This is a genomic window from Microcoleus sp. B13-B6, from assembly GCF_036705405.1.
Taxonomy (GTDB): domain Bacteria; phylum Cyanobacteriota; class Cyanobacteriia; order Cyanobacteriales; family Microcoleaceae; genus Microcoleus.
Map to the genome: position 1 here is coordinate 1 of NZ_JAUBUJ010000146.1, position 13,774 is coordinate 13,774.

Here is a 13,774-nt window from a genome sequence, read left to right on the forward strand (position 1 = left end):
AAAAATAAATCCGGTTGTGGAACAGGCATCTTGCCTGTTCACCTAGCATTCACAGAAAAAAAATAAATCCGGTTGTGGAACAGGCAAGATGCCTGTTCACCTAGCATTCACAGAAAAAAAATAAATCCGGTTGTGGAACAGGCATCTTGCCTGTTCACCGGCGCAGCCCGCGCCACAAACAAATTCTCTTGCAACACAAGCAGGATGCCTGTTCCGGGCAATTGATGTTCAAAATGCACCCATACTGCTATCTTATGGTGGAGGCAAAAAGAGTAAAAAAATAGTGGCGACATGGGGATGGTTTATCAGCGAGTTTTGCTGAAGCTCAGCGGTGAAGCGCTGATGGGCAGCTTGGGCTACGGCATCGATCCGATAGTGGTTCAGTCGATCGCCCAGGAAGTGGCCAAAGTCGTGTCCCAAGGCATTCAAATCGCGATTGTTGTCGGTGGCGGCAACATTTTTCGCGGGGTGAAAGCTGCTTCGGCAGGGATGGATCGGGCAACGGCTGATTATGTGGGCATGATTGCTACGGTGATGAATGCTATCACTTTGCAGGATGCCCTGGAACAAGCAGGAGTGCCAACGAGGGTGCAATCGGCGATCGCCATGCAAGAAGTAGCTGAACCCTACATCCGGCGGCGGGCGATTCGCCACCTAGAAAAAAAACGAGTAGTGATTTTTGGTGCCGGTTCTGGCAACCCTTTTTTTACTACTGATACAACAGCAGCTTTGCGGGCGGCTGAAATTGATGCAGAGGTCATTTTTAAAGCTACTAAGGTAGATGGGGTGTACGATTCCGACCCCCACCTCAACCCCAACGCGCGCAGGTATCAAACCCTCACCTATGCCCACGTCTTGAATCAAGATTTGCGGGTGATGGACAGTACGGCGATCGCCCTTTGCAAAGAAAATAATATTCCTATTATGGTATTTGACCTCTCGGTGTCGGGCAACATCTACCGAGCTGTAATGGGAGAATCTATTGGAACTCTTGTCGGAGGTTTTTGTGAAGTTAGCTGAAGCAGAAGATCATATGCAAAAGGCAGTTGAGGCTACTCAACGGTCTTTTAATACTATTCGGACGGGACGGGCCAACGCCTCCCTCCTCGATCGAGTCATGGTAGATTACTACGGCTCTCCAACTCCGATCAAATCCCTTGCCAACATCGGCACCCCGGATGCGACTACGATCACCATTCAACCGTTCGATCGCACAGCGCTGACCTCGATCGAAAAAGCAATTTCCCTGTCGGATGTAGGACTCGTGCCCAACAACGACGGTTCTGTTATTCGCTTGAACATTCCGCCGCTGACGAGCGACAGACGCCAAGAATTTGTCAAAATGGCCAGTAAGTTTGCTGAAGAAGGTAAAGTTGCAATTCGCAATATCCGCCGCGATGCCGTTGACTCGATTCGCAAGCAGGAAAAAAGCAGCGATATCTCTAAAGATGAATCGCGGGACTTGCAAGATAAAATTCAAAAGCTGACGGACAAGTACATTGCGAAAATAGAAGAAGTTCTGGCATCGAAAGAGAAAGATATCACGACTGTTTAGGCAATGGGCAATTGGGCAGGGGGAATAGGAATAGTTTTGAGATTGCTCAGAGTCGGCCGCGAACAACGCCCAGACGCTCGATGATTTGTGAGTTGTGAATTAAAAACTCAAGATTTAATACTCATAAGTTAGCAATTACCAGTTACTAATTCCCTGTTCCCCATAACCAATTACCAATTACCAATTACCCATAACCAAAAATGTTCGATGGCATTATTGTCGGTGCAGCCCCGGCAGGTAGCACAGCAGCTTATCACTTGGCAAAGCAGGGACGTTCTGTTTTGGTAGTAGAAAAAGCGTCTCTGCTTCGCAATAAACCTGGCGGCGGCGTTTCAGGGGCGATCGCCCAATGGCTCGATTTTGACCGGACGCCAGCTATTTCTCTGAAAGCTAACAAAATTAGCTACACGTCAACTACCGCACACTAACCCGTAGGGTATGATGTGGGCTTGAATAAAGCCTGTTGACCAGACGGCTAGTTTTCAACTAGCAGCCGTTAAGACTAAGCGTTAAAGTTGTGCGATTCGTTTCTAGGTAAATAAATAGCCTAGAGTCTCAGGCATCGCCATATAAATAAGTCTGAGATAACTGTAGAGGGATGGAGGTGCAAGTCCTCCCCATTAAGGATGATGTGACGCCAAACCTACCCACACGGAGACTGATCCTCAAAGTGAAGCTGGGAATAGGACGGGAATAACGACGGCTGAGATGCCGGGAACCCGTTAGGTAGGCTGACATGGATAACGTACAGTAAATCTCCTGGAAAAGCATCCAAACGCTACTGGCAGAAATGAATGCCAGATAACCATAAAAACCCGCACAAAAGTTACTTTATTAAGTGCAATCCTGGGTCGTGGTGGGTGAAGTGGAGAATCCTAAATCAGCGAATAATCACTCTACGGAACGAAGAAAAACGCTCAAATCTCCTAAGAATGTCAAATATCTTAGGTAGGGTACATCAAAGCCACAGATGAAATGAGCGGGTAGGATGTGACCGAAACGGCAAGAACTAAGGACTCAAGCCCTAATGGTCACGGTCGATAGAGACTAAATCACTTTAGTAGTTGGTACAAATTATGACGACTCTAGAAATGGAAGTTGATAATTGGAAAGCATTACCTTGGAAACGATTCCAGAAGGTGGTTCTCCGCCTACAAACAAGGATTTATAAAGCTCGGAAGAATGGCGACCGTAAGCTAGTAAATAAGCTTCAGAAGCTACTACTTAACTCGAAAGCTGCCAAATACATAGCAGTAAGGCAAGTCACCCAATTAAATCGGGGTAAGGTTACAGCAGGGGTAGACGGAAAAATTGTATTGAACTGCAAAGAACGGATGCAATTAACCCAAGACCTGCTAACAGGATGGAAGAAATGGGAACACCGCAAACTACGGAGAGTAAACATCCCAAAAAAGGACGGCACTCAAAGAAAGCTAGGCATCCCCACCATTGGTGACAGAGCGTACCAATGCTTACTCAAATATGCGCTCGAACCCGCAGCCGAGGCAACATTCCACGGCAACTCATATGGGTTCCGACCCGGAAGGGGGACGCACGATGTCCAAAAACGGCTGTTCTCAGCTTTAAACTCACAAGGAAGAGGGATAACCAAAACCATCCTAGAAATGGACATCGAAAAATGTTTCGACCAGATAAGTCACGAGACAATTCTGGAAAAGACAGAGCTTCCAAAAATCGCTCTCAAAGGGCTAAGACTTGCCATCAAAGTAGGAGTAAGAGGGGAGTTCCCGACATCAACAGTAGGAACTCCGCAAGGGGGCGTAATCTCCCCACTTTTAGCCAACATAGCTCTCAATGGAATCGAAGAAGTAACGGACGAAATCTATAATAGGATAAACCATAAGGTCTTATGCCTCAGATACGCAGACGATTTAGTATTCATCTGCAAACCTGAACACAACATAGCCCTGGTAAAGGAACAGGCGTCCAAATTCCTAGAAGAAAGAGGCTTGAAAATCAAAGAAAGTAAGACCCACGTCGTTAAATCCACAGACGGGTTTGATTTCCTAGGGTGGAACTTCAAAGTAAAACCCAACGAAAAATTCATCAGCACTCCCTCTAAAGAAAATACGGCAAAAGTGAAAGCCAAGATAAAGGTGACGATGAAAGATAGCCGATTCACCCTCGAACAAAGAATCACCAAATGTGGCTCTCTGATTAGAGGCTGGAGAAACTACAACCAATACTGTGACTTGTCTTCACACGACCTCTGGGCACAAAACCATTGGACATGGAAATATATCCGCAAACAAGGGAAATACGACCGACAAGGCACTGACAAGCTAATTAAAAAAAGCTTCCCCTCTGTCCCTTGGAAGGTCAATGCCCACATCAATGTGACCGGAGACAAATCCCCGTTCGATGGCGACCTATCTTACTGGGCTAAGAGAGAAAACAAGAACTATTCAGGGATACAATCATCACTTCTGAAGCAACAAAATCATCAATGCAAAGCTTGCGGACTGTCATTTCTCAGTGGCGATAAGGTAGAGCTACATCATGCGGATGGAAACCATAATAATTGGCAGAAATCTAATTTACAGATGCTCCACCGTCAATGTCACCAACACCAGCCCATCCACGGAGAAGCCCGTGTAGCTCGAAATTCCCAAAAGGAAAAGTAGATATCGACGCTTGAGCTGTATGCAGTGAAAGCTGCACGTACAGTTCTGAAGGAGAGGTGTCCTGTGGCAACATAGGCATCGACTCTAACCGTACCGCTGATGCCGTTTTAGAACGATGTCAAGCGTGAAGAAGGAATATTCTTAAATCCCAATTCCTTATTCTTCATTCCCAATTCTTAATCGTTAATTTAAAAATAGGAATTACGCACTATTCCTCAGAAAGCCAGTTGATTCCTAGATTTTTCGCTGCTCAACCGAATTTTTTCCAAGAAACGGGGTTCAAAAGGGTAACTCCTATTTAAAATAAAGTCGATGTGAGGATTTTTTAATACAAGCCCCGCGCTGCTTATAGAATCAATCTCAAATACTCCTGGAGGCAAAAAGTGGTTTCACACGTTACTAAGAGCGCGGTAAGGTGTTTGAGGCGCAGCCTGAATAATTACCGAAAATTTTGGGTTTAAAGCCCCGTCCTTTTAGGACGGCTTTTTATTCTGGTTTATGTTAAGATAAAGACAGTAAATATCAAAAACAAATGAAAGCTAGATATCGCTACCGATGCTATCCGACACCCTCTCATAAATTGGCGTTAGCCAAGTTATTTGGGTGTGTCAGAGTAGTATGGAACGATAGTCTAGGTTTTTGCATTTCTGAATATATTGGAGGCCAAAAGAAACCGAAAAATGCCGAACTTCAAAAGCAATTTATCACTCAAGCTAAGAAGTTAGAGGAACGGGAATGGTTATCAGAAGTTTCAGCAGTTCCCCTACAACAATCCTTAAACGATTTAGAGCAAGCATACCAAAACTTCTTCAATTCATGTAAAGGGAAACGTCAGGGACAAAAAGTTAAACCCCCTCGTTTTAAAAAGCGGAAATCTAAACAATCCGCCCGATTCACTCTCACTAGGATTTTCCATCAAAGGTGAGAAGGTTTATTTAGCGAAAGTTGGGAAGCTTAAGGTGATTTTGACAAGAGAGTTGCCCTCAGAACCCAGTTCAGTCACAATCATCAAGGACAGTTCTGACCGATATTTCCTCAGTTTTGTCGTGGAAGTTCAACCCGAAGTCTTGCCATCTTCTGATAGTTCAGTTGGTATCGATCTAGGAATTTCAACCTTTGCAACTCTGAGTAACGGACAAAAAATAAAAGCTCCCAAACCCCTAAAGAAAAGGATTAGGAATCTGAAAAAGTTATCTAAATCTCTATCTCGGAAAACCAAAGGATCTAAACGACATGAATTTTATCGAAAGCGGTTAGCTAAACTTCACGCTAAACTAGCTGATACTCGCACAGATTTCCTGCACAAGTTATCAACTCAACTCATTCGTGAGAATCAAACGATTGTGTTAGAAGACTTAAATGTGTCAGGAATGGTTAGGAACCGCAAATTATCCCGTGCAATTTCTGATTTAGGTTGGAGAACATTTAGAACTTTCCTAGAAGCAAAATCAGAAAAATATGGCAGAGATTTTCGAGTCATTGATAGATGGGAAGCGACTTCTAAAACCTGCTCTTGTTGTGGGTTTAAAATCGGGAAATTAGATCTCTCAATTCGAGAATGGATTTGCCTCAACTGTGGCACGTCTCATGATAGGGATATTAACGCCGCAACTAACATTTTAGTCGCCGGAGGACTTTCGGAGACTTTAAACGGGCGTGGAGGAAGCATAAGACTATCCCAGGATAGCAGCACCCAAAGAAGCGTCAACCCACCAGAATTTAAGCAATTGTCAATTTTTGACTGGCTTGAATAGATGGAATCCCGCGGTACGGCCGGGGTGGATGTCAAATTCTACCTAAATCCTGTAAAATATAAAATCTCAAATAATTATGATAATTTATTTTTATAAAGTAGAGGAGCCTTACGGCTGCTTTTCTAATTTTTCACTACACGACATTTGTCTGCACGGTCAATATTGGTTGACTGTAGAACATTACTATCAAGCCCAAAAATTTGTCAGCACTGATGAAAGATTAGTGGCGACGATTCGAGCCGTACCGACTCCTCAAGAAGCCGCCAAATTAGGTCGCGATCCCAACCACCGGATTCGCGCTGATTGGGAAGCGGTGAAAATTCCCATTATGCGCGAAGCAGTTTTAACTAAGTTTCTCACTCATACAGACATTCAAGCTATTCTCCTCGCCACAGGGGATCGAGTGATTGTCGAGGATTCGCCAACGGATTACTACTGGGGGTGTGGCTGCGACCGAACCGGTCAAAATCATTTGGGTAAAATTCTGATGAGCGTGCGCCAAGAAATTAGTCAGCACCAGGGGCGCTGATAGAAGCTCAAATTCTTTCGTTAATTCTCATTATATGAAGTTCTACAACAAATGTCAACTTATCCTAACAATGAAGAATTCTCCTAGTGAGAGTTTAAGATTGCGAGAAATTTATAAGAGCATTAAAATAATAATTACTATTTGCTTAAGTCGCTCTGCCTGTTGAAGGCAAGGATTAAACCGGCGCGATCGCAGATTTTACTTACCCCAGCCCACCAGAGGCGATACACCGTCGTCTCTGACAAGTGCGCGACGGATTAATTGTACAGATCGGTTGAGTCAAAAACTCAGGGTGAGGCATTTGAGTTTAAACGCTCCCACAGCACATCAAAACTTCTTATTATCATTGTATAAGTACAAAAGGAGATTTATGCAACTCAGAGAAAATACGCAAGAATTACATTATAAACTAGACAGAGAAGTTTTGATACGGCGGATAACAGAACGCATTCGCCAATCTCTAGAATTAGAAGATATTTTAACCAGTACGGTAGCAGAAGTGCGGTCTTTTTTGAAAACAGATCGCATTATGATTTACAGGTTTAGTGCCGACGGCAGTGGAGAAGTTGTTGCTGAGTCAATTAATAACAACCATCTCCCTTCCTTGAAAGGACTGCACTTTCCAGCAGACGACATTCCTGCCAGGGCCAGGGAGATGTATGTCACTTTGCGCCAGCGGACAATAATAGATGTTAACTCCGGGACGATCGTCCTGAGTCCCCTCGATGCAGCAGACACCGGTCAACCTTTAGTAAAGGAAGAGATCCACTACAGATCGCTCGATCCTTGCCACACAGCTTACCTGATGGCAATGGGAGTGCAATCTTCCTTAGTCGTGCCGATTTTGCACCGCAGGATCGCGTCGGAAAACAGCAAAACAGATATCTGCCAGGCTGCCACGTGTCTGACTCGATACGAGCCAGGAAATAATCAAAAAATTCACATCGAACTGTGGGGACTTTTAGTGTCTCACCACTCCGCGCCCCTCAATATTTCACCAGCAGATTTAGAAGTAGTTCAGCTCGTATCAGATCAATTGTCTAGCGCTATAGCCCACGCGCTCCTCCTCCAGCAAACCCGCTCTCAAGCGGCCCGCGAAGCTACCGTGAGCCGCATAGCAGCCCTGTTGTATGGTCACGTAAACATTCAACTGCAACAGGGTTTAGAAGCCACCGTCACCGCTTTGGGCGGTAGCGGCGGCCGACTCTATCTCAACCAGCCGAAAATCAACGGTGAAAAGTTATCATATCCCAAGATTGAAGGAGGATTGCCAATTGCCCCAACCCACAGTGATGCTACCTTTGAACTGTTCACCACAGGAGAACAACCGACACTTCCCAACTGGGAAAAAGTTAAGGCGATCGAAGCTCATCCCCTCTGGCAGGAATGGCTAACTAAAGGATTCAAAAATACCGAACAACTTCCCAAATTGGCGAGTTTTACTAATTCTCAATTCCCCGTTGGGATAATTACAGACTTATACAAAGAACCTCTATTTAGAGTTTTAGTTCCCGCTTTCCAATCTACTAAAATTAGGGGGTTGCTGGTAATTCCCCTCCACTACAAACAACAAGTAGTCGGCTGTTTGACCATTTTTCGCAATGCAATTGATACGGAAAAAATGTGGGCGGGCAGCTTTGACAGCAGCGCGGCACAAACCCTTCCCAGACAATCCTTTGAACTCTGGCGAGAAATAAAAAAAGGTCAGTCGCCCGAGTGGAAGTACGAGGAAATTGAGCAAGCTTTAGCTATAGGCAGCCAATTTTGTTCGGCAATTGGGCAGTACGTTCTTAATAAAGAAGTGCAAACTCTGAATGCCAACTTGGAGCGCCAAGTTCAAGAACGCACCGCCCAATTGCAAAAATCCTTGGACTTTGCCAAAGTATTGACGCGAGTTAGAGACCAGATTCGCAGCACCTTAGATTTAAAAATAATACTGCAAACTATTGTGCGAGAAGTCAGAGTTTTGTTGGATACCGATCGCACGGTAATCTACCAATTTGCTGCCGACAAAGAGGGCGAGGTAGTTGTCGAAGCTGTTTGCGGCCAGTGGCGGTCAATTTTAGGTATCACATCTCCACAAGGATGCTTTCCCGAAGGCTCAGAGTGCTTTTATAGAGCCGGACGGGTGCGAGCAATTAATGATATTTATACTGATGATTTAACACCCTGTCACCGCGAATTTTTGGAAGAGTTGCAGGTGAGAGGAAGTTTAATTGTGCCCATGATGGGCAAAGATTCGCAATTGTGGGGGTTGCTGATTGCCCATGAGTGTTCTGGGCCGAGAGTTTGGCAAACTGCAGAACAGGAATTGCTGCAACATTTAGCTGCTCAAGCTGCGATCGCCATTCACCAAGCAGAACTTTATCAAGAAAGTCTTAATGCAGCAACTGCCGATCGATTAAAAGCCGAACAGCTAGCTAAAACAGTCACAGAATTGCACAATACCCAAGCCCAACTGATTCAAACCGAAAAAATGTCCAGTCTCGGACAACTCCTCGCCGGAGTCGCCCACGAAATCAATAACCCCGTTAACTTTATCTACGGCAATCTCTCCCACGCCAGCGAATACACCAAAGATTTACTCTGCTTGGTAGAACTCTACCGCCAGCACTACCCCAATCCCAACCCAGAAATTAGCGAGTGCTCCGAAGCAATCGACATCGAATTTCTTGCCGAAGATTTGCCAAAAATTTTGGGTTCCATGACAGTCGGAGTTGAGCGCATCCGCCAGTTAGTTGTATCTTTGCGTAATTTTTCCAGGAGCGATCAAACCGAGAAAAAAGCCGTTGACATTCACGAGGGCATCGACAGTACCCTGTTGATTTTGCAGCACCGGATCAAAGCCAATTCCGATCACGACACCGTAGAAATCATTAAAGAATACGCCAATTTGCCCTTAGTAGAATGCTATGCCAGCTCGCTCAATCAGGTATTTATGAATCTGATAGGTAATGCCCTTGACGCCCTAGAAATGGGAAAAAAAGAGCGAGTTATGAATCTTCCCTTTAAAGCGGCAAGTGCAGCGGCGACGCATTTAAGCTCCCAAATACTGCCTATCGAGTCAGGAGATATAAATGCGACCACCGAGTGTTTGATTCCTGATTTCCCATCCCCTTGCATTCGGATTCGCACTGAATTAATCGATGAAAAAACGGTAGGAATTTGCATTGCCGACAATGGTCACGGCATCCCCAAAGAGTTAATCTCTCACATATTTAATCCGTTTTTTACTACTAAACCCGTAGGTCGGGGCACGGGTTTAGGACTGTCTATCAGTTACCAAATTGTAGTTGAGAAACACCAAGGCGTACTTAAATGTGTTTCTGTACCCGGTCATGGTACAGAGTTCTGGATCGAGATTCCGCTGAATTAACTAGAACAACCTAAAAAACTTAACACCCAGAGTCCCGACTTCTTTAAGAAGTCGGGACTCTAACATCGGACATCAAGAAATTATTTTATCTTCATCGCAGAGAGAGATAATTCGATTCACAAAAGCTTTTAGCTCTGGACAAGCTTTAATCGCAATCATCAGATCGTTGTTTTTCAAAATAGCCATTCCATCAATCACTTTGTTATAGTCTTTTCCGCGTTTTCCAGAGCTAAAAATCTCCTTAATCCAATAGTAAGGTGGCTTTTGATGATTCACTGTTTCAGGCGAACCGCTAGGAGCAGAAAGATTGTGTTTCGCTAGCTTCTGGATAGTTGTCCAGTAGGGAAGAAGCCATGCTTCAAAATCATGTGATGCTGTGTGAGGATAGAATTTTGGGTTTTCACCTACCCATGTCCTCATTTTCTCTTTAGCATCATTGGCATCTTTAAAGTCCGGCTTTCCGGTATAAACGTCTGTAAGTGCAATTACAGCATCATAGCCATCATTATCGAGCAATACTCCGGACAGTTTTTGAGACCGAGGCTGAAACCCTCATTCTACCGTTAGCATTTGACCTCACTGAGAAGGTGGAAACCCGCATTCTGCCGTTAGTGATTGAAAACTGTCCGGACTATTGATCGAGGAGAGTTTCAACTATTTTCTTGAGTTTCCCTTGCTTGGGAATTCCACCATGTTGTGGTTTAAAGTCTAGTCTGGGCATTTTTTGCTCTAAACGACTTTGCAGAAACTCATGAAGCTTCTTTCTAAATGCCATTTCAGTAGCACCTTCAACCAAAATAGCAATTCTCATGGACGGCCACCCATCACATTCATTTCCCAAACCTGGTCAAGACTGTAATCTTCTAACCATTTATCCAGGTTAAGAGTGTCAGCCCACCTCATTTTTGCCTCCCCTTCTTCCAAATCGCAGACCAAAATCTCGCTTGGATCGAGAAATCTGATGAGTCGATCTGAGTGTGTTGCAACTATCAGTTGAGTGTGTTTTGAAGCTTCTCTCATTAGATAAACTAAGTGTCTTAAGAGTTCCGGGTGTAGGCTAACTTCTGGTTCATCTAGCAACGTAATAGTTGTTAAATTTTGACTTTGCAGGAGCGCAACCAACCAGAGGAAGCGCAGCGTTCCTTCTGATAGCTCATGGACATAGAAAGGCTGAGGAAAATTTCTATCTGTCCAAGTCATAGACATAGTTCCTGCGGCAACCGGAGGAAAGTTTAATCGATCGAAATCTGGAAAGGCAGCAGAAATGATATTTTCAACCATTTCAAAACTGTCTCGATCCGTCTCCCGAAGGTCATAAAGACAGGAAACGAGGTTTTCACCGCTTGCTCCAGGCAACTTTGCAGGGCGCATTGCTTGAGGTAGACGGATTGGACTTTTCTCTGAAACATCGAGTGCTCCATAATATGTGCAAGAAGCAAGGCTCTTTCTCAGGTTCTCAGGTTCACTATACATTTTAGGAACTTGAGAAAGCGATGTTTCGAGAGGATTATGCTCCCAATTCGGTCTCAGAAGTTCACTGCCTTCTTGAAAATATTTAATATTCAACCCTTGTGATTCAATATACTTGAATGGTTCAGCTCTGTTGGGATTTCTCTGCTGTGTTAAAGATTCGTCTCTGACTTCATAGGACAAACCTTTGGGTGACAATGTTAAGCTGTACTTCAAAGGTTGTTCCTTTGGCACTTGCATTGAAATTTCAATTTCAAGTTCTTGTACTTTACCTCTTGTCAAAATTTCATTCAAGCCGCCTTTAAGTTGTAATAAATTATGTAAATTTCCACTTGCTGAAGCGGCTAGTATTGAAAGAACATCTAAAAAAGAAGTTTTTCCTGCTCCGTTTGCACCAATCATGACGATGAGATTTCTCATCTCAAGCTCAATATTTTGAAGACGCCGAAAACCCCTTACTGATATATTTTCAAATCTATTCATATTCTGTCCTTAAATAGTAAAACTAGCCTAGACACATATATCGAGACTAGGCTAAGTATATCTGCCTTAGATACTTTAGAGGTTTATTGGCACTCCCCAGCTATCAGGCATGGGGATTCTTGGTTCACAGATACACCTTTAAATTACCTATCCTTTCGGCATTACTTAAACCAAAAACCCGTTCCAGAGAACCAAGTTTCGAGCCTAACTTAGACAACCCCAGAGGGCTTATCTCCCCAAGCTTTAAGAGATTTTTCTCTTTGTTTCCGTGTGCCCCACGGTACATTTTATCTACAAAATTTTATTTTTCTGATGAACGGGTGTACATTAGTTTCCCCAGCTATGTTTATCGTGGTTTTCGCCGCCCACTAACTATTATTATTTCCTAGCCAGTCGTTTTGGGATTGACTACCCATTTGTGCTAGCGGTTATTCTACCTGTAGTATTACTCTATTTTACCATGCTATTAAAATGATTGACGGAAACCTTGAAAAATGAATCTGGATAATTAAAGCCGTCCTAAAAGGACGGGGCTTTTACCTAATTTTCCGGTAAGGTTTATGAAACGGTCTGCATCGCTTGAGTTGGTGCAGCATGAAAAGTCGTTGGAGCAGGCCGTTCACAAGTCCTTAAGGTAAGATCAACTTCACCAGCACAGAACCGATCGAACCGAGAAGACTCATAAAGTCGCCGCGGCTGGAAGTGCGGGGCTCCGTAGGCTTTTGGCGCGCCACAATGGCTTCGCCTAACTGCTTTGACAACTCCTCACCTTGGGGATTTCCTTGATCTGCAAAGAGTTTGTTTGCTATTGCAGCGTCTTGAGCCGCACCGGCGAACTCTCCCAAGTCAGCGCGAGACATACTGCGCGCAAAATAAACGGCTGCTAAATCCGATTTCAGATTCAGGGCTTGATTGTAATAATCAATGGCGTTTCTGTAGTTTCCTGCTTGAGCTTCCAGCACTCCCAACCGGTAGAAGTCTTCAGCGGTGCCGATATTTGTTGGCATTCCTCTAGCTCCGAGCAGTTGCGCGTTAGTTAAATTGGCGTTGAGCAAATTGGCGTCGCTGAGATAGGCACTTCTCAAGTCAGCACCGCTGAGGTTGGCACCGGTGAGGTTCGCCCCCGTCAGGTTGACGCCAAACAGGCTGGTGCCGCTGAGGTTGGCACCGCTGAGGTCAGCCCCGGTGAGGTTGGCTCGGCTGAGGTTAGCCAATCTCAAGTCAGCACCTTTGAGATTGGCTCCGGTTAAGTTGGCTAAAACCAAGCCAGCACTGCTGAGGTCGCAGTTGGGGCACTGTCGGGTGGCTAGTAATTGTTGCGTGTGTTGGATGTTCTCGGCCGCTGCAGGAGCGATCGGGGCGATCGCGCTCAGCAGCGTTGCAGCAGCGAGGATTCTGAGTTTCATTTTAACCGTCCAAAATCCAAAATATTAAATCTAAAATAGCTTTTCTCGAAGCAATTGAAAATCACCATAACACAAGTTCACCCAACAAATCTTTTGACTTGCCGTATGTAGGAGTTATGTGCGCCATCAGCACCCTAGATTGAAGTTCTCGGCCTTACCTGAGTGTCAAATAAACACTTCGCTGCCAATAAATTAGGGTATTGACACTCTCAGGCCTGAAGGCGCTGAGATTCTGCGGACAAAGCAGCTTTAGGCAGCGCCCAAAGTCTTACTCTCGCTACGGTGGTCAAACACCGTCTACTCAGTTGGTCAAGGTTTACACCTAACTTACTGGCTACTTTTCTTAAAATGTTGGCCGAACCGTTTAGATCTGCGTTAATTACAGTTCCGTCAGCAGAGCGATACAAGCCACGTTTAATTCGTTTTCCAGATGCTTTCCACTCAGGCGGTTTTTCACCATATCTGGGCAGGGAGTCTCCATCTAAAAAATTAAAGTCGGCGACACTCTCACGAGCGCCGCCGCTCTCCAAAACCGTGCGTGAAAATTTCTCTTCAC

At 44.7% G+C, this 13,774-nt stretch carries 11 protein-coding genes and 2 pseudogenes; 8 read left to right on the forward strand and 5 right to left on the reverse strand.

Translation table 11 applies throughout. The features are described from left to right. The first annotated feature begins 291 nt into the window (after positions 1 to 291). The 8 genes and pseudogenes from pyrH (at position 292) to QUB35_RS36015 (ending at position 9,859) form a co-directional block, all read left to right on the forward strand. Positions 292 to 1,020, forward strand: a complete 729-nt coding sequence (pyrH, locus tag QUB35_RS35980) for a UMP kinase (RefSeq protein ID WP_333076369.1) — start codon at positions 292 to 294, stop codon at positions 1,018 to 1,020. Next, complete coding sequence (gene frr / locus QUB35_RS35985; RefSeq protein ID WP_333147410.1) at positions 1,007 to 1,555, forward strand: ribosome recycling factor; 549 nt, start codon at positions 1,007 to 1,009, stop codon at positions 1,553 to 1,555. The genes pyrH and frr overlap by 14 nt, the downstream gene beginning before the upstream one ends. 200 nt (positions 1,556 to 1,755) lie before the next feature. Continuing rightward, positions 1,756 to 1,965: pseudogene (locus tag QUB35_RS35990) on the forward strand (FAD-dependent oxidoreductase); the annotation flags it as partial. A 666-nt stretch (positions 1,966 to 2,631) separates the two neighbouring features. Further along, a complete protein-coding gene (locus tag QUB35_RS35995) occupies positions 2,632 to 4,200 on the forward strand; it encodes a reverse transcriptase domain-containing protein (RefSeq protein ID WP_333147411.1) in 1,569 nt (522 codons plus the stop codon). Between the two features lie 532 nt (positions 4,201 to 4,732). Then, positions 4,733 to 5,125, forward strand: coding sequence for a transposase (locus tag QUB35_RS36000; protein WP_333105399.1), 393 nt, complete (start codon positions 4,733 to 4,735; stop codon positions 5,123 to 5,125). Then, entirely contained in the window at positions 5,013 to 5,954 is a 942-nt protein-coding gene (locus tag QUB35_RS36005; protein ID WP_333147427.1) for an RNA-guided endonuclease TnpB family protein, read from the forward strand. The genes QUB35_RS36000 and QUB35_RS36005 overlap by 113 nt, the downstream gene beginning before the upstream one ends. 76 nt (positions 5,955 to 6,030) lie before the next feature. Then, complete coding sequence (locus QUB35_RS36010) at positions 6,031 to 6,483, forward strand: NADAR family protein (RefSeq protein ID WP_333147413.1); 453 nt, start codon at positions 6,031 to 6,033, stop codon at positions 6,481 to 6,483. Between the two features lie 370 nt (positions 6,484 to 6,853). Continuing rightward, on the forward strand, positions 6,854 to 9,859 hold the full coding sequence (locus QUB35_RS36015; protein ID WP_333147415.1) for a GAF domain-containing protein: 3,006 nt from the start codon (positions 6,854 to 6,856) through the stop codon (positions 9,857 to 9,859). A gap of 72 nt (positions 9,860 to 9,931) precedes the next feature. Here the strand turns inward: QUB35_RS36015 and QUB35_RS36020 are convergent, their stop codons facing one another. The 5 genes and pseudogenes from QUB35_RS36020 to QUB35_RS36040 form a co-directional block, all read right to left on the reverse strand. Beyond that, on the reverse strand, positions 9,932 to 10,375 hold the full coding sequence (locus tag QUB35_RS36020) for a DUF4276 family protein (protein WP_333147418.1): 444 nt from the start codon (positions 10,373 to 10,375) through the stop codon (positions 9,932 to 9,934). 115 nt (positions 10,376 to 10,490) lie between these two features. Then, entirely contained in the window at positions 10,491 to 10,670 is a 180-nt protein-coding gene (locus QUB35_RS36025; protein ID WP_333147420.1) for a hypothetical protein, read from the reverse strand. Then, positions 10,667 to 11,812: an AAA family ATPase gene (locus QUB35_RS36030; protein ID WP_333147422.1), complete on the reverse strand. Its 1,146-nt coding sequence runs from the start codon at positions 11,810 to 11,812 to the stop codon at positions 10,667 to 10,669. The genes QUB35_RS36025 and QUB35_RS36030 overlap by 4 nt, the downstream gene beginning before the upstream one ends. A gap of 629 nt (positions 11,813 to 12,441) precedes the next feature. Continuing rightward, entirely contained in the window at positions 12,442 to 13,218 is a 777-nt protein-coding gene (locus QUB35_RS36035) for a pentapeptide repeat-containing protein (RefSeq protein WP_333147424.1), read from the reverse strand. A 209-nt stretch (positions 13,219 to 13,427) separates the two neighbouring features. Beyond that, a pseudogene (locus QUB35_RS36040) lies at positions 13,428 to 13,774 on the reverse strand (hypothetical protein); the annotation flags it as partial.